The 20522-nt window shown below is 55.6% G+C and carries 19 protein-coding genes and 1 tRNA gene; 8 read left to right on the forward strand and 12 right to left on the reverse strand.

Features of this window, described 5'->3' with window-relative positions:
• Nucleotides 1-62 precede the first annotated feature (62 nt).
• A complete protein-coding gene (glmU, locus tag TH5_RS06320) occupies nucleotides 63-1406 on the reverse strand; it encodes a bifunctional UDP-N-acetylglucosamine diphosphorylase/glucosamine-1-phosphate N-acetyltransferase GlmU (RefSeq protein ID WP_114121145.1) in 1344 nt (447 codons plus the stop codon).
• Between the two features lie 245 nt (nucleotides 1407-1651).
• Between glmU and TH5_RS06325 the strand changes: the two genes are divergently transcribed.
• Nucleotides 1652-2335 (forward strand): HAD-IA family hydrolase, encoded by a 684-nt coding sequence (locus TH5_RS06325; RefSeq protein ID WP_114121146.1) that lies wholly within the window; start codon nucleotides 1652-1654, stop codon nucleotides 2333-2335.
• A gap of 79 nt (nucleotides 2336-2414) precedes the next feature.
• A tRNA-Val gene (locus tag TH5_RS06330) sits at nucleotides 2415-2491 on the forward strand.
• A 155-nt stretch (nucleotides 2492-2646) separates the two neighbouring features.
• Here TH5_RS06330 and araD read toward each other — a convergent pair.
• From araD to chvE, 4 genes are all read right to left on the reverse strand, one after another.
• Complete coding sequence (gene araD / locus TH5_RS06335) at nucleotides 2647-4395, reverse strand: L-arabinonate dehydratase (RefSeq protein ID WP_114121147.1); 1749 nt, start codon at nucleotides 4393-4395, stop codon at nucleotides 2647-2649.
• Between the two features lie 154 nt (nucleotides 4396-4549).
• Nucleotides 4550-5737: a multiple monosaccharide ABC transporter permease gene (mmsB, locus tag TH5_RS06340; protein ID WP_114121148.1), complete on the reverse strand. Its 1188-nt coding sequence runs from the start codon at nucleotides 5735-5737 to the stop codon at nucleotides 4550-4552.
• Between the two features lie 11 nt (nucleotides 5738-5748).
• Nucleotides 5749-7272, reverse strand: coding sequence for a multiple monosaccharide ABC transporter ATP-binding protein (mmsA, locus tag TH5_RS06345; protein WP_114121149.1), 1524 nt, complete (start codon nucleotides 7270-7272; stop codon nucleotides 5749-5751).
• A gap of 149 nt (nucleotides 7273-7421) precedes the next feature.
• The gene (gene chvE / locus TH5_RS06350; RefSeq protein WP_062952028.1) at nucleotides 7422-8501 is read right to left on the reverse strand and encodes a multiple monosaccharide ABC transporter substrate-binding protein; all 1080 of its coding nucleotides are present in this window, start codon (nucleotides 8499-8501) and stop codon (nucleotides 7422-7424) included.
• 224 nt (nucleotides 8502-8725) lie between these two features.
• Between chvE and TH5_RS06355 the strand changes: the two genes are divergently transcribed.
• The 5 genes from TH5_RS06355 (at nucleotide 8726) to msrB (ending at nucleotide 12613) form a co-directional block, all read left to right on the forward strand.
• The gene (locus TH5_RS06355; RefSeq protein WP_062952027.1) at nucleotides 8726-9712 is read left to right on the forward strand and encodes a LysR family transcriptional regulator; all 987 of its coding nucleotides are present in this window, start codon (nucleotides 8726-8728) and stop codon (nucleotides 9710-9712) included.
• A 102-nt stretch (nucleotides 9713-9814) separates the two neighbouring features.
• Entirely contained in the window at nucleotides 9815-10861 is a 1047-nt protein-coding gene (locus TH5_RS06360) for a hypothetical protein (protein ID WP_147250055.1), read from the forward strand.
• Nucleotides 10862-11019: 158 nt separating this feature from the next.
• Nucleotides 11020-11574, forward strand: a complete 555-nt coding sequence (locus TH5_RS06365; RefSeq protein WP_114121151.1) for an AAA family ATPase — start codon at nucleotides 11020-11022, stop codon at nucleotides 11572-11574.
• Between the two features lie 31 nt (nucleotides 11575-11605).
• Nucleotides 11606-12070, forward strand: a complete 465-nt coding sequence (locus tag TH5_RS06370) for a thermonuclease family protein (RefSeq protein WP_114121152.1) — start codon at nucleotides 11606-11608, stop codon at nucleotides 12068-12070.
• A 102-nt stretch (nucleotides 12071-12172) separates the two neighbouring features.
• Nucleotides 12173-12613: a peptide-methionine (R)-S-oxide reductase MsrB gene (gene msrB, locus TH5_RS06375; protein ID WP_062959547.1), complete on the forward strand. Its 441-nt coding sequence runs from the start codon at nucleotides 12173-12175 to the stop codon at nucleotides 12611-12613.
• A 43-nt stretch (nucleotides 12614-12656) separates the two neighbouring features.
• Here msrB and TH5_RS06380 read toward each other — a convergent pair whose 3' ends face one another.
• Genes TH5_RS06380 through TH5_RS06405 form a run of 6 tightly spaced genes read right to left on the reverse strand, consistent with a single transcriptional unit; the run spans nucleotide 12657 to nucleotide 18630 of the window.
• Entirely contained in the window at nucleotides 12657-13151 is a 495-nt protein-coding gene (locus tag TH5_RS06380) for a phosphatase domain-containing protein (RefSeq protein WP_114121153.1), read from the reverse strand.
• Nucleotides 13148-13738, reverse strand: a complete 591-nt coding sequence (locus TH5_RS06385) for a histidine phosphatase family protein (RefSeq protein WP_114110735.1) — start codon at nucleotides 13736-13738, stop codon at nucleotides 13148-13150. The genes TH5_RS06380 and TH5_RS06385 overlap by 4 nt, the downstream gene beginning before the upstream one ends.
• A gap of 17 nt (nucleotides 13739-13755) precedes the next feature.
• Nucleotides 13756-14844 (reverse strand): MBL fold metallo-hydrolase, encoded by a 1089-nt coding sequence (locus TH5_RS06390; RefSeq protein ID WP_114110736.1) that lies wholly within the window; start codon nucleotides 14842-14844, stop codon nucleotides 13756-13758.
• Nucleotides 14844-15926: an ABC transporter ATP-binding protein gene (locus tag TH5_RS06395; RefSeq protein WP_114121154.1), complete on the reverse strand. Its 1083-nt coding sequence runs from the start codon at nucleotides 15924-15926 to the stop codon at nucleotides 14844-14846. The genes TH5_RS06390 and TH5_RS06395 overlap by 1 nt, the downstream gene beginning before the upstream one ends.
• Complete coding sequence (locus TH5_RS06400) at nucleotides 15914-17650, reverse strand: ABC transporter permease (RefSeq protein ID WP_114121155.1); 1737 nt, start codon at nucleotides 17648-17650, stop codon at nucleotides 15914-15916. Before TH5_RS06400 ends, TH5_RS06395 begins: the two co-directional genes overlap by 13 nt.
• Nucleotides 17650-18630: an ABC transporter substrate-binding protein gene (locus TH5_RS06405; protein ID WP_208638411.1), complete on the reverse strand. Its 981-nt coding sequence runs from the start codon at nucleotides 18628-18630 to the stop codon at nucleotides 17650-17652. The genes TH5_RS06400 and TH5_RS06405 overlap by 1 nt, the downstream gene beginning before the upstream one ends.
• A 231-nt stretch (nucleotides 18631-18861) precedes the next feature.
• On the opposite strand from TH5_RS06405, the gene TH5_RS06410 reads away from it, so the two are divergent.
• A complete protein-coding gene (locus TH5_RS06410; protein WP_114121156.1) occupies nucleotides 18862-19635 on the forward strand; it encodes a DeoR/GlpR family DNA-binding transcription regulator in 774 nt (257 codons plus the stop codon).
• A 2-nt stretch (nucleotides 19636-19637) separates the two neighbouring features.
• Here TH5_RS06410 and TH5_RS06415 read toward each other — a convergent pair whose 3' ends face one another.
• Nucleotides 19638-20432: a class II glutamine amidotransferase gene (locus tag TH5_RS06415; RefSeq protein WP_114121157.1), complete on the reverse strand. Its 795-nt coding sequence runs from the start codon at nucleotides 20430-20432 to the stop codon at nucleotides 19638-19640.
• Between the last annotated feature and the right edge of the window lie 90 nt (nucleotides 20433-20522).

Here is a 20522-nt window from a genome sequence, read left to right on the forward strand (position 1 = left end):
TTATTATCTTCCCCGTCGAAATTTTGCCCGTCGCGCACGCAAATGCCGCGCGTTAATTGCCGTTACTTACCCAAAAGGGCCTTCATCTTCTCGCGAAATACCCGCGCCCAGCCCGGTTTATCAAGCCGTTGCGCACGCTCTATCACCAAGGCATCGGCTTCGACCGTTCCGGTAATCGTGCTGCCCGCTCCAATAATGGCACCATCCCCGATGGATACGGGGGCGACCAGTGCCGAATTGGAACCGATAAATGCCCCGGCCCCGATATCGGTATGTTGTTTGCGGTATCCGTCGTAATTGCATGTGATGGTTCCGGCCCCGATATTGGCCTTTGCCCCGACACGGGCATCACCGATATAGCTGAGGTGATTGACTTTCGCCCCGTCTTCAACAACAGCCTTTTTGATCTCGACAAAATTTCCAACCCTGGCACCGGCACCAATTTCCGCGCCCGGTCGCAAACGGGCATAGGGCCCGATATCGGCTTTGTCGCCCACCACACAGCTTTCAAGATGGCTGAAGGCCTTGATCGTTACCTCATCGCCAACCGTAACACCGGGACCGAAAAACACATTCGGCTCGATAACAACATCTCGGCCCAATCTGGTGTCGCTGGCCAGATAGACCGAACCCGGATCAATCAGGGTCGCACCATTCACCATTGCCGCCTCGCGCAGGCGTGACTGCATAATCGCTTCGGCCACAGCAAGCTGGCTTCTGGAATTCACGCCAAGTGTCTCTTCCTCGGCAACCTCGACGGCAACGCAGCTATTGCCGTTTGCACGCGCCACCTCGACTGCATCAGTCAGGTAATATTCGCCCTTGGCATTGGCATTTCCAATTGCTTCAAGGATTTCAATCATGCTTTCCGCCGTAAAGCACATCACACCGGAATTGCAGAAATTGATCGCACGTTGCGTATCGTCACATTCCTTGTCCTCAACAATCGCCAGTAATTCGCCATTTGCCGGATCGGTGACAAGGCGGCCATAGCCACTCGGGTCTTCAGGGCGAAACCCCAAAACCGCAACCGCGTGATCGCCATGCTCGCGCGCCGCTACAAGGCGTAACAGAGTTTCGGCGGTAAAAAGCGGACTGTCGGCATAAAGCACAAGCACATTGCCCGTAAGGCCACGAAGAGCCTCTTTGGCGGCAAGAACCGCATGTGCGGTTCCAAGTCGATCCGTTTGTTCGAATGTCGGATGCGGGGAAACGGCCTCAATCAGCTTGGGCATATCCGGGCCGACGACAACCAGGGTTTTGATTGCGTTCAGATGGGTCGCCGTATCAATCACATGATTGACCATCGGCTTACCTGCAATCTTGTGCATGACCTTGGGGATCTCGCTTTTCATTCGCGTTCCCATACCCGCAGCCAGAACCACCACACTTAATTCACGCGACATTCTTTAACCCTGTTATGCCATGCGTTGCACGGCTTCCCCTTTGTTTCCGATCCGGTCACGATATGCCGATCCGAACCTGTCACAGCCGATTTGAAGCAACTCCTAACCTATAATCCCCAAAGGCAAAAGCCCCGAAAGAATCACGTTTTGTTACTTCGTGTTAGCAGATGTTACCGTTTGTTAATGACACCATTTCGGTTAAGGTCCGATAAATCGATATTCGTTTTCAAAGGCAGCATCGCAAAATGGCAAAATTCATCCTGTTCGATCTTGACGGCACCCTGATTGACGGGGTGGATGATCTGCTGTTTGCGATGAACGAAACCCTCGCTGCCCACGACCTTGCGCCGCTTGCCCGTCCCGAACTCGAAGCCATGCTGGGCGATGGCACCAAAATGCTGACCAAACGGGCGTTTGATGCGCGCGGTGTCACGATTGATGGTCAAAAACTTGATGACTGCGAAGGCGATTTCACCACACGTTATATCGACACCGACTATGCCCATACCCGCCTGTTTGAAAATGCCGAAACAACCCTTCGCGATCTGACATCCGATGGCTGGATCATCGGTCTGGCATCGAACAAACCGACCGCCCCCTGCAAACGCATCCTTGAACGGCTGGGTGTGTCCGATCTGTTTGCCGTGATTGCTGGAGGCGATGCAACAGGCGTTAAAAAGCCCGACGGCGGCCATTTGGAATTCGCCCTTGGTCAAGCCGGATATGATCAGGCACGCGGCGATATCGCGATCATGGTTGGCGATCATGCAAATGATGTGAATGCCGCACGCGATTTTGGCATTCCGGCCATTGCGGTGGCCTTTGAAGTCGATGATAAACTTGCAAAAAATCTGGGCGCGGACGGGGTTGTTACCGCATTTGAAAATCTGCCGGACGCAATCGGAAAAATCGTCAAACAGGCTGCTTGACACCCCCGGATCACCCCCTTATAACCCCGCGCTACCGACGGAAAACAAGCCGCCCAACCGGGCCGCTATTTCCTAATTCGGGCGTATAGCTCAGTTGGTTAGAGCGTTCCCTTCACACGGGAGAGGTCACAAGTTCGAATCTTGTTACGCCCACCATTTTCTCCATAAAACTTAAATCGTCATACCCTTCCCTGAACAGGGAAGCAGGCTGCATTTTCCTTTCTGGGAAATAAAAAAAACCGGTCAGCAGTTTCCTGCTGACCAGCCGGGAGTGCGCAATCAACGCTATCGCGTCTTGCGGGAACTTTGGCCTAGTGGCTGTCTTTCGGAATTTCCTTGCCACGATGACCGACGAGGAAGTCGAAATCAGCCCCCTTGTCCGCGCCAATGACGCTTTTGTAATAGAGCGATGCATAGCCACTCTCGGGCACCGGAACCGTTGATTTCCAGTTATCAAGGCGCTTTTTAAGCTCCTCGTCACTGATATCGAGATGCAGTTTGCGGTTTGGCACATCCAGCTCAATCATGTCGCCATTCTGCACCACCGCCAACGGGCCGCCAGCAGCGGCTTCAGGGGATGTATGCAGAACCACCGTGCCATATGCCGTGCCGCTCATACGGGCATCGGAAATACGCACCATGTCGGTAATGCCCTTGCGTAGCACCTTGGGCGGTAGCCCCATATTGCCGACTTCGGCCATGCCCGGATAGCCTTTCGGCCCGCAGTTTTTCAGAACCATGATGCAGTTTTCATCGATATCAAGGCTTTCGTCATAGATCTTGGCCTTGTAATCGTCGATATCTTCAAACACCACGGCACGACCACGATGGGTGAGCAAGGAAGCTGTTGCCGCCGACGGTTTCAACACCGCACCATTGGGTGCAAGGTTGCCTTTGACAACCGCGATGCCACCGCTTTGGGTCAGGGCCTTTTCGAACGGACGAATGACATCGTCATTCCAGTTCTGAACATCCTTGACCTGATCCCACATGGTGTCGCCCGAAACGGTCAGTGCATCATTATGCAGCTTGCCCGCCTCGCCCAGTGCCTTGATGACCACCGGTAAACCACCGGCATAGAAGAATTCCTCCATCAGGTATTTGCCCGATGGCTGCAGATTCACAATCGTCGGAATATCACGACCCAGACGGTCCCAGTCATCAAGTGTCAGGTCGATGCCAACACGACCGGCAATGGCGAGCAAATGGATCACCGCATTGGTCGAACCGCCAATCGCCCCATTAACCCGGATCGCGTTTTCAAAAGCCTCCTTGGTCATGACGTCGGATGGTTTCAGGTCGTCCTTGACCATCTGCACGATCCGGCGGCCGGTCACATGCGCCATCACGCGGCGACGGCTATCCACGGCCGGAATCGCGGCATTGCCCGAAAGCGCCATACCCAGTGCCTCGGCCATGCTGGCCATGGTGGATGCGGTGCCCATCGTGTTGCACGAACCGGGCGAACGCGACATGGCGATTTCGGCTTCAAGGAAATCCTCGGTACTGATCTTGCCGGCTTTGCGGTCTTCGGAAAGCTGCCAAAGCGACGTGCCCGAACCGATATCCTGACCGCGCCATTTACCGTTCAGCATCGGCCCGCCGGTGACCACAATCGCCGGGATATCAACACTTGCAGCCCCCATCAAAAGGGCTGGGGTGGTTTTATCGCAGCCCACCATCAGAACCACACCGTCAAGCGGCGTTCCGCGCAGCGCTTCTTCGACATCCATCGCGCACAAATTACGGAACATCATGGCGGTCGGGCGCAATGTGCTCTCGCCCGGCGAGAAAACCGGGAATTCAAGCGGCAAACCACCAGCTTCGTAAATACCGTGTTTGACGCGTTCCGCCAGATCGCGCAAATGCGCGTTGCAGGGCGTCAACTGCGACCAGGTATTGCAAATCCCGATCACCGGACGACCGTCAAACAGGTCCGATGGCAAGCCCTGGTTCTTCATCCAGCTGCGGTGATAAATATTGTCCTTGCTGGTTCCGCCGAACCAACCTTCCTGCGAACGCAGGACGCGGGGCCATGCTGCCGGTTTGAACTTCGTCATGCCCGTTCTCCTTTATGAGTTTTTATCGAGACGGGTCCGATCCCATATGGATGTGGCATTCCATATGGGGGACTTTGAACGGCATGGCTTTGCAATTGCCTGAAACCAGACAACTGATCCTGTCAGAACCGTGCCGTTCCTCGTCTGCATGTTGTTACGCTTTGTTCTTGTTATAGACGTCAAAGATCACAGCCGCGAGCAGCACCAGACCCTTGATGACCTGCTGCCAGTCGATACCGACACCAATGATCGACATGCCGTTATTCATGACCCCCATGATCAACGCGCCAACCACCGCACCGATCACCTTGCCAACCCCGCCCGACATTGATGCACCGCCGATAAACACGGCCGCAATCACATCAAGCTCGAATGCAAGGCCGGCTTTCGGGGTCGCCGTATTCAAACGCGCGGCAAACACCAGCCCGGCGAGTGCGGCAAGCATGCCCATATTGGCAAAGGTCAGGAAGGTCAGGCGTTTGGTATTGATGCCCGAAAGCTTGGCGGCCTTTTCATTCCCGCCCAGCGCATAGATACGGCGACCAAGCGTTGTGCTGTTGGTGATGAAGGTGAATATCGCAATCAGAAGCGCCATCACGATCAAAACGTTCGGCAACCCGCGATAGGTCGACAGAAGATAGGTGACATAAAGTATCGCGATACCGGCAATCGCATGTTTGGCGGCAAAGAACGCCATCGGCTCTTCAACTTCGGCGAACTTCGCCTGCTTGGCGCGTGCCCGCAGACCAAGAACCGGCAGGATCACGGCAATCGCAACACCAAGAACCATCGAAAAGACGTTAAACCGGCCTTCAATCAAACCGGCAAAGAAGTCCGGAAGGAAGCCCGAAGACATGGCCTGGAAGCTGTCCGGGAACGGCCCGACAGAAGCCCCACCCAGAAGGGCCAGCGTCAGCCCCTTGAACACCAGCATACCGGCCAGCGTCACGATAAAGGACGGAATACGCCAATAGGCAACCCAGTATCCCTGTGCGGCACCGATCACCGCGCCGACGATCAGACAGGCCGGGATCACAATAACCGTCGGCAAGTCCCAATGGACAATCATCACCGCAGCAAGCGCGCCGACAAAGCCAACGACCGAGCCGACCGAAAGATCGATATGGCCACCGACAATCACCAGCAGCATGCCCACTGCCATGATGATGATATAGCTGTTCTGAAGGAACAGGTTGGTCAGGTTGACCGGTTTGAGCATCACGCCATCGGTCATCACCTGGAAGAAGGCCAGAATCGCGATCAGCGCGATCACCATGCCGTATTCGCGCATATGCGTGCGCAGGTAATAACCCATTGATTTGCTGCTAGAAGTATCCGTCATTGTCTGCTTCCTCACGCTTTCAGGATCATGCGCATGATTTTTTCCTGGCTGGCATCGTTTGCCGCCAGTTGCCCTTTGATCTCACCCTCGTTCATCACGTAGATGCGATCGCACATGCCCAGAAGCTCCGGCATCTCCGACGAGATCATGATGACCCCCTTACCGTCGGCTGCCAGCTGGTTGATAATCGTATAAATCTCGTATTTCGCACCCACATCGATACCACGTGTTGGCTCGTCCAGAATAAGGACCTCCGGCCCGGCAAACAGCCATTTTGCCAGAACGACTTTCTGCTGGTTCCCGCCCGAAAGATTGACCGCCTTTTGCGCGACATTCGGGGTGCGGATATTGATTTTGCTGCGGTATTCCTCGGCCACCTGACGTTCGGCACCTTCATTGATAACACCATGTTCGGCAACACCATCAAGATTGGCGAGCGTAATATTGGTCGTGATGCTTTCTTCAAGCACCAGCCCCATTTCCTTGCGATCCTCGGTGACATAGGCAAGACCCGACGCAATCGCCTTTTCGACGGTCGTTACATCCGCAGGCTTGCCATTGATCAGGACTTCGCCGCTGATGTCCGCGCCATAGGCACGGCCAAAGATGCTCATGGCAAGTTCGGTCCGCCCGGCCCCCATCAGACCGGCAATGCCAACAACCTCGCCCGCCGCAACATCAATATTGACGTTTTTGACAACCTTGCGTTCAGGATGCAGCGGATGGGTCACATTCCAGTTGCGGACTTCCATCAGCTTGTCGGTGCCGATATTGGGCGTACGATCCGGATAGCGGTGCGCCATATCGCGCCCGACCATATCCTTGACGATATCGTCCTCGGTAATTTTGCCGCCGCGCGCATCTAGGGTCGAAATCGCCTTGCCATCGCGAATGATCGTGATGCGGTCCGCAACGCGATTGATCTCGTTCAGTTTGTGCGAAATCAGGATCGACGTAATGCCCTGTGCCTTGAATTCCAGCAACAGGTCCAGAAGCTTCTGGCTATCATTTTCCTGCAAACTTGCCGTGGGCTCGTCAAGGATCAGAAGCTTGACCTTTTTCGAAAGCGCCTTGGCAATTTCAACAAGCTGCTGCTTGCCGACACCGATATTCGTAATCAGTTCGCTGGGTGTTTCGCGAAGGCCGACCTTTTTCAAAAGCTCACCGGTGCGCGCAAAGGTCGCGGGCCAGTTGATCACACCATTTTCACAAATCTCGTTGCCCAGAAAGATGTTTTCGGCAATCGAAAGCAACGGCACAAGTGCCAGTTCCTGGTGAATGATGATGATGCCGCGCTCTTCGCTGTCGCGGATATCTTTGAATTCCTGCACATCCCCGTCATAAAGGATGTCACCTTCATAGCTACCGATCGGGTAAACGCCACTCAGTACCTTCATCAGGGTCGATTTACCGGCCCCGTTTTCGCCGCAAAGGGCGTGGATTTCGCCACGTTCCACCTTCAGGCTGACATCGTCCAGCGCCTTCACCCCCGGAAAGGTTTTGGTGATGTTGCGCATTTCCAGGATGGTATCCATCCGGTCCTCCCACTGCCGATGCTATTACAACGGCCATATTCTCGGTCGCAGTCTTGTTTACCTGCAACTGTCCATTTTCGGCAGCACAGGAAAAAGGCGGGCCAGCATTCAAGAGCGAGCCCGCCCTTTGTCACGTTCAGATCAGCAAATTACTGAACCTGATCCTTTTCGTAGTAGCCCGAACCGACCAGGATTTCTTCCCAGTTGGACTTGTCGACCATGACCGGTTCCAGCAGATAGGACGGCACAACCTTGACACCGTTGTCATAGGTTTTGGTGTCGTTGATGGTCGGCTCTTTACCGGCAAGAACGGCATCAACCATCGAAACGGTGACACGTGCAAGTTCACGGGTGTCCTTGAAGATCGTGGAATACTGTTCACCGGCAAGGATCGACTTGACCGACGGCAGTTCCGCATCCTGACCGGTTACAACCGGCATTTTCATGTCGCCAGAACCATAGCCAACGCCCTTAAGCGACGACAGGATACCGATCGAAAGACCGTCATAGGGCGACAGGACACCATCAACCTGATCGTCAGTGTAATAAGCCGACAGCAGGTTATCCATACGGGCCTGTGCAACCGCACCGTCCCAGCGAAGGGTACCGACCTTGTCCATGCCCATCTGGCCGGATTTGATCACAACCGTGCCCTCATCGATCAACGGCTGCAGAACAGACATTGCGCCGTTATAGAAGAAGTAAGCGTTGTTATCGTCCGGCGATCCGCCGAACAGTTCAACGTTGAACGGCGGTTCGCCCTGCGCCAGAAGACCGTCAACAAGCGAGGTTGCCTGCTGCACGCCGACCTGGAAGTTATCAAAGGTCGAATAATAATCGACATTGGCACTTTCGCGGATCAGGCGGTCATAGGCAAAAACCTTGATCCCGGCGGCCTTGGCATTTTCAAGTGCATTCGAAAGCGTGGTGCCGTCGATTGCAGCAATCACAAGGACATCGACGCCCTTGACGATCATGTTTTCAATCTGGGAAAGCTGGTTGGGAATATCGTCTTCTGCATATTGCAGATCGGTTTTGTAACCGGCGTCTTCAAACTGCTTAACCATGGACTCGCCGTCCGAAATCCAGCGTGCCGAGGATTTGGTGGGCATCGCGATCCCGACATATCCTTTTTCATCGGCATGTGCATAACTGCCAGAAATCATCGGGCTCATCATTGCGGCCGCGCCAAAGGCGACCCCTGCCATTACGGCACTGAGACGTTTCATATCTTTCCTCCCTAAAAGACACGGCCTTTACAGCCTTTTGCCCGACTTTCCAGGCAAAGCTGCCTGTATGCGCCGCGTCTTTGTTTTTCGCTTGGTGATGCATCCCGTTTTCCCGCGGGATGCGGCGCCATTATTCCGGGGCCAGACATAACAATCAAATAAAGAATTTCGAAACTTGCATATCAAAAATGATATATTAAAGTTGCCCGGCAAGGAGAACCATCATGACCGAACCCGCCAAGACGCTGCCGCTCAGTTCCGCGAAATCCCTGCTGTTTCGATCCGGCAATCTGTTTCAACGTGGATTGAAGCTTAGCCATCTGCGCATGATCGTCGCGATGGAAGAAACCGGGCAGATCAGCCAGGCCGCAGACATGTTGCAAACATCGCAGCCCGCGGCATCGCGTCTGTTGTCGGAAATGGAAACCATCCTTGAAGCCCGGCTGTGCGTGCGCGGATCACGCGGTATTGAAATGACCAATGCCGGTCGCGCCCTTGCCCGGCGTGCGCGCAGCATGCTGATTGAAATCCGCGAGGCCGAACGCGAGATTGAGGATATCAAACATGGCGGCGGCACGGTTTTTATCGGTGCGGTGACCGCCGCGGCAGTCGATCTGGTCGTGCCCGCGATCCGAACCGTACAGTCGATCAATGCCCTGCTTGAAGCCCATGTTTCGGTCGGGCCATCGCATTTGCTGATCAAGGATCTGCTGGCAGGCGATCATGATTTTGTCATTGGTCGCGTGCCCGAGGACATGGACCCACGCCAGTTCAATATCCGCGAAATCCGAAGCGAGAAAATCCGCCTGATGGTCCGCGCCGGGCACCCGTTGCTTGCCGAAAACAAAGCGGTATCCCTTGCCCGTCTTGCCAAGTTCGAATGGATTTTACCGCCACCAGGCAACCTGATGCGCCGTACGATCGAAGATGTTTTCATCTCGCGCCATTTGCCTTTGCCGCATTCCAGCCTGAATTCCGCGTCACTTCTGGTCACCCTTTCCACCCTGTCGGGCACGGATGCCATTGCGCCAATGGCCGAAGAAGTCACATCGCTTCTGAGTATCGGGGGCATGATTGCCGAACTGCCATTTGACGATGCGATTGAAATTAAGCCCTACAGCCTGATTACCGCGCGCGGGCATCGTCTATCGCCATCGGCACAACTTGTTTCGGACCATATTCTGGCCCGTATCGAAAAGCCCGATCCATAATTTTGTGCCGCGGCCCCGGCTCCCACCAAATGCGAGTGGCGCAATGGCATATGTTTCGCATAAGATTCTGACACAAATACAAAACATTTCACCGGACACGTAATGCGACCTGTAACACTTACAGTTTTGACAGTTTTGACAACCGGACTGGCTCATTTTCCCGCCACAGGCTTTGCGCAGGAAAATGCTGCCGAGATGCCGGTGGCCGATCCTTATGTCCTGTTTGACCTGCGCGACGATTTTGTCTGGAACCTGACGCATTACCAGATCCTTAACCCCGACGAGGATGTCGTAAGAACCCTGATCGCCGAAGCCGATCAGGGTCAGATGATTTTTGATATGGTCCTTCGTGATACGGTCCCGCCCTATTGCGAATTGCGGTTTGATCCGACGATTTGCGATGATCGTGGCACCCCGGTCGACTGGTATAGCGACCTTCCACAGACGATCTGCATGGATATTCCGGCCAATGTTACCTTTGACCATGCCGACCGGTTAAAGGGGGCAAAGTACCTGTGCCTTGAACCACGTGAACGACTTCTGTTGCCCGAAAGCTGGCAAAACAGACCATCCGGTGCGCAAACCTATCTGTCGCAGCGGATCGAACCTGGGGCCATTACGGTCCGCGACGATATCGCCACCATTGATATCCTTGTCCTTGATGCCATAAACACCCCGCTTTCGACATTGACACCCGAAGGATATGGTGACGCCAAAACTGGCATGACCGAGGATGAAGTTCGTGCTGCCATGATCGAACCGATGACATCAACCCGCGAAGGGACCGAGGATGCCGAATGCTATCACCTGCAATCGGCTGGCGGCCCGACGGGGCTTGGCTTTATGATGGTCGATAGCAAACTGGCCCGCATTTCGGTCTATGCCGACGAATATGACATCGCCACCAGCCTGATCCGAACTGGCCGCGCCATTCAAGTCGGCGATACCATTGATGACGTGCGCGCCGCCTATGGCGATGGCCTGATCGAGGAAGAACACGAATATGACGGCCCCGATGGCCGTTATCTGACATGGTGGGCAAATGATGCCAAAACATCGGGCATCCGCTTTGAAACCGGGCGGGACGGCACCGTAACCGCCATCCATGCCGGGACCGGCTCTATCGCCCGCTCCGAAAGCTGCTACTAGGCGTCCATCTCTGTATTGACAGCCTGTCGCCAGCGGATTAATGCCCTGCGTCTCCCTGCCTTGCGGGCGTCCTGCCCCAAAGGTCCAAACAATCATTTTTACGCCATCAGCTTGCCGCAAAGCGCTTTCATATCGTGCGCCTTGTGCAGGGAATACGAATGCAATCGCCTTATCCATCCAATCTTGTTGTCATCACCGGCGGGCCCGGTGCAGGCAAGACCACATTGATCAATTATCTTCATGAACGCGGCTATGAAATCAGCCGCGAAGTCGCGCGTGCCGTGATCGAGGAACAGCAGGAACGCGGCGGCAATGCCCTGCCCTGGGGCGATAACGAAGCCTATGCCGGGTTAATGACGCGCGGTTCGATCCGCGCCTGGCAACATGGCATGGGTCAGGACCCGCAAATGGTTTTCTTTGATCGCGGCCTGCCCGATACGCTCGCCCACCGTGAACTTTCCGGCCTGCCCGATGATCCCGGGCTTAAACGCGCCATTGAAACCTATCGCTATCGCAGAACGGTTTTCATCCTGCCGCCATGGTCGGAAATCTACAAAAACGACAATGCGCGAACACAAAGCTTCTCTGAGGCCGTCAGAACATATGTCGTCCTGTATCGCACCTATCTTCAATGCGGTTATGAGCCGGTTGAAATCCGTAAAGGTCCCGTCGAACAACGCGCCGCCCAGATTCTTGCCCGCCTGAAACTTTAATCCGCCTTAGACAAGTCAAAAGAACACGCCCATGCCCCGACGGTCCGTCCATCATACGATCATGACTTCGCTCCTCGTTACTCTCCTCTCGCCATTCGCCCCTATCGCTGCCAACGCCGCCTGCTATGACTGGCCGCTTCGTGAACGTCAGGGCGAATATGCCTATGACGGCGACACCATCTATGTGAATATCCCCGGCCTTCCCGGCGAAATTGCCGAAATGTCGGTGCGTGTGCGTGGGGTGGATACGCCCGAAATCCGTGGCAAATGCGAAACCGAAAAATCCCTTGCCGGCAAAGCCCGTGATTTCGCGCGTCAAAGCCTGAAATCGGCCAAGCGCGTTGAATTCTGCGAACCTGAATGGGGGCGTTATGGTGGGCGTGTCGTTGCATCGGTGCGCATTGACGGCAAGGCACTTGATCAGGAACTGATCAATCAGGGTTTCGCCCGCCCTTATGACGGCAAAACAAAGCGCCAGCCGTGGTGCCAAGGGTGAACAAGCCACCAAAATCCATAACTTTGCCGTGAAGGCACTGGACATTGCGGCCAATCCGACCATCTTCGGAAGCATGACCAAATCACGCCTGCCGGAGTAACCATGACGAAATACACCAAGAACCCGGACGCAATCAAAGCCCTTGACGCCAACCAGTATCACATCACGCAAAACAGCGGCACCGAACCGCCGTTTCGCAATGAATTCTGGGATCACAAGGAAGATGGGCTTTATGTCGATATCGTCTCGGGCGAGCCATTATTCACATCCCGCGACAAGTTTGATTCCGGTTGCGGCTGGCCAAGCTTCACCCGCCCGGTCGAAACCGATCACGTCGTCGCCCGCGAAGACAATACGCACGGCATGCGTCGGATTGAAGTCCGCTCCAAACATGGCGACAGCCATCTGGGCCATGTCTTCCCCGACGGCCCCAAAGAAGCCGGTGGCCTGCGTTACTGCATCAATTCCGCATCACTTCGCTTCATCCCGGTGGGTAACCTTGAGGCCGAGGGATACGGCGACTACAAACCGCTTTTCGATTAAAACGACAAAGACCGGCAAATTGCCGGTCTTTTTCTTTACCGGCCTAAAAATCCCCCGGTGCGCATTGCAGACAGGTCAGCCCCATATCGCGCCATTTATCCACCACCCGCTTGCGATCATCGACCACCAGCCATGGGTTAAAACCATCCGCCCGGATTTGTGCCAGAAGGTCTTCCTTGACTTCCTCGTCCGTGCGGTGATCGGCATCGTCTGGGCGCAGATACATGCCGTCAAACGGAATGCCATGCGCACGAAGCCATGCTTCGGAGCGGTGCTGCCACCCGGCCGGGCGGCCCGAGCAGATTACAATCGCCTGCCCGGATTGATGCAGAACCCGCAAAAGCCGTTCGATATCTGCAATCGGGGCGGCCTTGTCCATTTCATCGAAAAACGCATCCCAATGCTTTTCCACCCCATGCACCAGATGCCCCAATTCATCGGCATCGAAATGGGCCAATGTGCCATCCATATCAAACACCACCGCATCACGAACGGACGATATGTTTACCCCTGAAGTACTGGTTGTGGGCTGGCTCACGCGGAAATCTCCCTGATCAAATCTTCGGTCAAATTTTCATATTCCCATCCCATTGCCGTCGGACGAAACAGGATCGGTGTTGCATTGGCAATGCGCGGGCCTTCGGCATCAAAGCCGGTCATATAAAGAATGCAGCGCCCGACACCCGAATGGGCTACCACCACGGTCAGGCGATCACTGACCCCGGCCAGCGCGGTCTGCATGGCAAACGACACGCGCTGGCACATGGCATCAAATCCCTCGCCATTGGGCGGGGTATCGAACCGCGAACACACTTCGGAAATCGGGCGCCCTTCAAGGTCACCCCAATGGCGCTCGCGCAACCCGTCAAGAATGTGCAATTCATAATCGGGCAAAACCAGTTCGGCTGTTTTGCGCGCCCTGTCCTGCGGGCTGACATAGACCGCCTGCCATTTTCCCATCGCCATCAATGGTGCAATCGCACGCGCCTGTTCGCGGCCCGCATTGTTCAATGGCGGCTCGCTTGACCCGGCGATGATTTCGGCCTTGTTGGCATCGGTTTCCCCGTGCCGGATAAACACAAACGGCACTTTCGGAAAATCGAACGTCTTTGCAGGATAAATCATGTCTGGTTTTCGCCCATTTACAGATAAAACCGATCCGAAAGCTGTAACCGCCCGTCAAAGCCATCGACAAGGGCAAAGTCCTCCGGACGGCCATTAAACAGCGGCACGATCTGCATCGCGTGGCAGTCATTGGCCATCGCAACCACATCGTCAAATAGCGGATGCACGTTCCAGCGCCGGAAATGCGCATGGCCCTTTTCAACCATCCTGCGCGCCTCGACCGGCATGAAGCCGGTAAAGATCACATGCGCATCACGGCCAAGCCGACCTTCCTGTCCCCATTTTTCAATCAGTTCGCCCGCTGTGCCATATGTCCCGCATGGGGCGTGACACAAAAGCAATCTGGCATCCGGGTTAAAATCGCGCGCCTTATCCTTAAGACCGCGCAATTTACGGATCGCATCAAACGACACATAGTCCGATCCCCCGTCGCCCAGAACCTGTTTAACGCGCCCATAGCACCGCGCATCCATCGACCAGTCGGCCATGCCGTGTTTTTCAAACAGCAACGCCATTTCAGCCGCCCGCCCGCTCGGCGGTACAGGAAACAGGATCTGGCCATCAAGTTTGGACATCTTGGTCAAAAGCCCGTCGATCCGTACCTGCTGTGTCAAGCGTTCCATACCATAGGACGCGTCCATCAAAACCGTAGCCGCGTCGGGCGGCGTGTCATACAGGAAGTAATCAGACTCCTTGCAGAAATCGCCGGTGTAAAGAACCCCGCCACCCAGTTCAAAATGCAGCCATACTCCGCCAAAGGCATGCCCGGTCCTCCCGGTCGTAACCGTCACACCGTCAACCTGGATTTCCCCATAAGGTGGCAGGATAATCACATTCGCACCGGCGGGTAATGACCGTGCCGTGACTTCAGTACAATAAATCGGCAGGCCTGCCGCAATAACTTCGGCCGCGGCTCCGATATGATCGACATGATCATGGGTAATGAAAACAGCGTTAACTTTATTGAGCCATGCCGGGTCAAAACCACTGTCATTTTCCGGACCGACCCCGCAATCAAGCAGCCAGCGCCGGTTGAAAAACTCCAGCCGCAGACAGGCCGGGCCCTTTTCACCAAGTCCCGATAAAACACGCATCCGGGCAGACATCAGGCGGCCTCACCTTCTGAACGGTCAAAGACCCAGCCGTCGGAAATCACCAGCCCGACCGTCTCACCAATCCGTGCCCGTCTGGTTGCGTAAACCGGCAGAATCTGATCGGAATCGACCCTCACCTGAAGCCGGAACCGACCGCCCAGATAAACGCAATCCTCGACCGAACCGCGCAATGTCCCGGCTTCATCGACCCAGACATCTTCGGGCCGCAGGCAAAGACCAAGGTCCTGTCCGTCGCTGTTATTTGCCGCCTTATGGCAAATCCGCGCATGGATCGCCGCCTCGCCCAACCGAACAGAACACCGCCCGGTTCCCCGCATGGAAACATCGCCAATCGGCAACACTGCCCCGGCCCCGACAAAGCCTGCGACCATATGATCGGCCGGTTCCCGGTAAAGGGTTTCCGGGGCCGCCACCTGACGAATGCGGCCCTTGTCCATCACGGCAATTCTGTCGGCCATTGCCATGGCTTCGGCCTGATCGTGGGTGACGTAAATCATCGTCGCCCCGGTCCGGCGATGAAAATCCAGAAACGCCTGCTGCATGGTTTCGCGCAAGTGAACGTCAAGGTTCGCAAGCGGCTCATCAAGCAACACCGCACGCGGCTCCATCACCAGACAGCGCGCCAGTGCCACCCGCTGTCGCTGCCCACCCGAAAGTTCCGTCGGGCTGCGATCAGCATAGGGTTCAAGAGCGACAATCGACAATGCCTCGGCAATTTTCGCATCACGTTCCGCCCGGCCAAGCCCGCGCACCTCCAACGGATAACCGACATTGCGCGCCACCGACATATGCGGCCAAAGCGCATAGGACTGAAACACGATGCCAAGGTTGCGTGCTTCTGGATTGATCATCACCCCGTTGGCAGGATCGGCAACTGCCTGTCCGCCCAGGGCTATGACGCCCTGATCGGGTTCCTCGAAACCGGCCAGAAGACGCAGCAAAGTCGTCTTGCCACAGCCCGACGGCCCCAGAAGGGCAACAAATTCGCCATCATGGATATCAAGCGATACCTGATTGACCGCGCGGTAATCGCCAAAAGATTTTGTAATCCGCGAAAGATTTATGTCTGCCATGGCACAACTCCCTTGGGCAAACGCCGTGATGCCAGTTGAAAACAGGACATCAACGCAATAACGACCAGCACAACCAATACCGCCACGGCCGAGGCCAGAACGGTGTCGCCACTGTCATCGAGATTGAAGATCAAAACGCCCAACGTCTCGTTCCCGGCCGACCACAAAAGGGCCGAAACTGTCAATTCGTTAAACGCTGTCAAAAACACAAGTAACGCTCCCGCCGCCGCAGACGGCGCCGCCAGCGGCAAAAGGATATCGCGCAACCGGCGGCCAAGTCCTGCACCGCACGCCTGTGCCGCTTCTTCCAATGCCGGATCAAGCTGGGAAAAACTGTTCATCACCGGGCGCAGTGCAATCACCAGGAACCGCGCCAGATAGGCGACAAAAATGATCGCGAGCGTGCCATAGAGACTGACATCAATCACCGGAATGCGGATGAACAGAAGAATGCAGGCAATCGCCAGAACCACACCGGGCAAGGCATAGGGCACCTCGACCAGAAGATTGACCATATGGGTCAACCGGGTTGGTCGCCGGACAATCACATAAGCCAGCGGCAAACAGACCGCGACCAGCGTCACCGCCGCCCCGACCGACAACATGAAACTGTTATGGAACGCCCGGATGGTCGATGGCTGAACAAACAGAACTTCGTAAAACGCATCGAAACTGTAATTGGCAAGGCTCAGCTTCACCCCGAACGCCGGAACCAGTGCGGTCGCAACCAACGCCATCAACGGGATCACCAGAATGGCGATCAAAACCGTCCACAACACCGCTTCAACCAATGTCCTGCGTGCGCCCAACCGGATATCAAGTGGCCGCCCCACCATCCCCATAAGACGATAGTCACGCTTGCCCAATAACCGGTGATGCACCGCCACGCCCAAAATCGCAATCGTCCCGATCAGCATCGCCAGCACCGAAACCTCGCCCAGAACCGACGGGCCAAATCCGGCCAGCTTCTGATAAATCAGGGTCGGTAATGTCGAATAATTGGCGGGTATCCCCAGCATTGCCGGTATCCCGAAATTGCCAAGGGCCGTGACAAACGCCATCGCGGTTCCGGCGATCAGACCGGGACTGGTCAGTGGCAAAATGATCTGCCACCACAAACGACCGCCACGCGCACCTGCCAAACGGGCTGCTTCGATCTGTTCGCGCGGCAGCATGCGCAAATTGGCCCGAAGGGTCAAAAACACAATTGATGCATGCTGAATCCCCAGCAAAAGCGCAATCCCCTCGGCCGAATAAAACGGCTGGGGCGATCCCATCGGGGGTGCCATGCCAAGCGCATTCAAAAGTGCACTGCTCGGCCCGGTCAGTTGCACCCACGCCAACGCCGTGATCTGCGGCGGGATCATCATCGGGATCATGAAACAGAAAACCAGTACCGCCTTGGCGCGGATATCGGTCAGCGCGACCAGAAAGGCAAACGCGCCCCCGATCAGAAGCGAGATAATCGTTCCAAGCCCTGCGGTATAAAGACTGTTGGCAGTTGCCCGCCATGTCGTCGAACTGCCCAGAACATCGCGGATGTAATCCGCACTGGGCACACCGCCAACAAACACGCCTTCAATCGCAAGGCGCGCAATCGGTAAAATCGAAATCACGAACACCGGCAATAAAAGCCACGGTAACAACCGGTCCAAAGACCGGTTGCCAACCGTTGGGCTTGCAAAGCCGGGCATGAAGCCGCGAAGGCGACTTGCAGCCTGCATTATTCAGCCCCGAAAATGTCCGCGAACTTTTTCTTGTTCGCTTCTGCCTGTTCCAGTGCCACTGCCGGATTGAAATCCATCAGCTTGATGGCGCTGCGTGCCGGGAAACCTTCCGGCAATGCCATGTCGCCGCGTGCCGGGACATAACCCATGTCCAGAACCAGTTCCTGGCCTTTGCTCGACAGAACAAAATCAACAAACTTGTGCGCCGCATCGACGTTTTTGGCGTCTTTCATGATCGCAACCGGCTCGGTCACATAAGTGACCCCCTCGGTCGGGAAGACGAAATTAACCGGCGAACCTTCGGCCTTGCCACGGATCGCAAGGAAATCGACAACCACACCATACGGCTTTTCGCCCGATGCAACGGCCTTGAACACGCCGCCATTACCACCCTGTGCGCGTGCTTCGTTCGCGGCCAGTGCCTGATAGTAATCCCAACCCAGTTCCTTGTTTTCCGTCAGGGTCGACAGATGAATAAGGGCCGCACCGGAATAAAGCGGGCTTGGCATCACGACCTGATTTTTCATCGCCGGATCGGCAAGATCGGCCCAGCTTTTCGGGGCTTTCTCGACACCAGTATTATAAACGATGCCGGTCGTGATCAGCTTGGTCGAATAGTAATAACCGTCCGCATCATAAAGGGCGGCTTCATAGGCCGATGCTTCGGGCGATTTATACGCCTGCAACAGGCCTTCGCCCTTCATGCCTTCCAGTGTCACCGTGTCGGCAATCAGCAAAACATCCGGGCGCGGATCACCTGCCGCAATCTCGGCACGCAGTTTTGCCATCAGCTTGGTGGTGCCGTCACGCACCCATTCGACTTCAACATCCGGATAGGCAGCCTTGAAGGCATCGACGGTGGTCTGGGCATCCTGATTTGGCTGGCTGGTATAAAGAACCAGTTTCTCGGCGGCCTGACCAACAACTGGCAGCATCATCGCAGCCGAAGCCACGGCAGCAAGAAGAACGTTACGCATCATCCACATCCCTTGATTGCGTGGGGCGTACCTTTGCGGCCACCCCGAAGGTTTCGTTCGAAAACAATCCGACGGGGACGCTATATGGATTTCGATTTCAGTTGTGTGACAAAGCAAAGAATTAAATGTTTCAACAAGCGTACCGGGCTTTCCAGACACAACCAAGCCTGTCTATACTTCGTGACATGGCGAAACACATGCTTTCGAACGAAAGAACATCAAAGGAAACCAATGCCCGATCCCGTGCCACTTGACCGCCGCCGCGACCGGATTGTCGCCCTTGTCAAATCCTGCGGCTTCATGGCGGTCGAAGAACTGGCACGCCGCTTTAACGTCTCGGTCCAGACAATCCGGACCGATCTGCGCGATTTGCAGGAACAGGGCCGTATCTTCCGCCGCCATGGCCTTGCCGGTCCGGCGCCCGATCCGGATAACTCGGCCTATGAAAAACGCGAAGTTTGGAACCGCAGTGGCAAACGCGCCCTTGCTGCCAAACTCGCCGATATCATCCCCGAAGGCTGCACCATCGCGATTGGAACCGGCACCACCGCCGAACTGGCGGCCCAAAGCCTGGCCTCACACCGCAATCTGACGGTGCTGACCAACAATATCCATGTGGTACTGACATTACAAAACGCGCCCAATGTCACGTTGCGCCTTGCGGGCGGGACCATCCGCACCCGCGATCTTGATATCATCGGGGCTGACAGTGCGGAATTTTTTGGCTCCTACCGCGCAGATTTCGGGATTGTCAGTGTCGGGGGGATGTCGGAAACCGGCGACCTTATGGACTTCAACATGGACGAAGTCCGCGCGCGGCGCGCCCTTATCGCCTGCTGCGATCACCCGATCCTTCTGGTCGATGAAAAAAAAGTCGGGCGCAAGGCCCTTTGTCGGGACGGCCACGCATCGGATTTCAAAACCGTGCTATTAAACACCGCACCGGGCGATGTTTTGCAACAGCAACTGGTTCGGGGCCGATCACAGGTGATCGTCGCGAACTAGGGCTATGCAGCGCCCATACATCCCGTCGCCGAAAGTGTCGGTTCTTCGCAGACATTCAGATCGCGGCAAACATGCAGGGTATGGTTTGGTGCCACCGCGATCCAACTGTCACTTTCGGTATCAAGCGGCTCGGACACGACAATCACATGGTCCCCGCGCTTTCGCCAGTAAAGTGATGGCGGCTTGTCATCGCTGGCATGACGGATGGCACAAACGCTTTCGCCATTTGACAGGCAGGCGGTAAAGCGGAAGGGCGCGGTTGCTCCGCGGTCCTTCATTTCACGTTCGACAACTTCGATGGTTTTGCGGATCGCGCGATGCGGATCAGTACGCAATCCGAAAGTTAGCATCAAACAGAAAATAAGCTCGCTATCGGTCGTGCCGTGGCGGGTTGCGTAAAATTCGTCATCGATCATCGCTTCAAGCACACGCCGCACCAGCGGGTAATCGCCGATCTGGCCGTTATGCATGAACAGGTAATTGTCATGCGCGAACGGGTGGCAGTTGGTACGGCTGGTTTCGGTCCCCGTCGATGCCCGGACATGGGCAAAAAACATACCCGACCGGATATGATGCGCAAGCGACCGCAGGTTCGGATCATTCCAAGCCGGAAGGATTTCGCGATAAAGACCGGGCGTCTTACGCTCGTCATACCAGCCGATACCAAAACCATCGCCATTGGTCGGCGTTTTGGCCTGTTCGGCATGCAGGCTTTGTTCAACAAGGGAATGGCGCGGCTCGAACACCAGTTTTTCAAGATAAACCGGATCTCCGATATAGCTCAGCCAGCGGCACATATGACTTCCCTTGATTGACGTTACGGCATGAAGCGGCGCGACGCGTTATCTATGCCGGGGAACTACATAACGGTCAATGTGATATTTATG

The sequence above is a fragment of the Thalassospira xianhensis MCCC 1A02616 genome (assembly GCF_003326475.1).
Lineage (GTDB): Bacteria > Pseudomonadota > Alphaproteobacteria > Rhodospirillales > Thalassospiraceae > Thalassospira > Thalassospira xianhensis.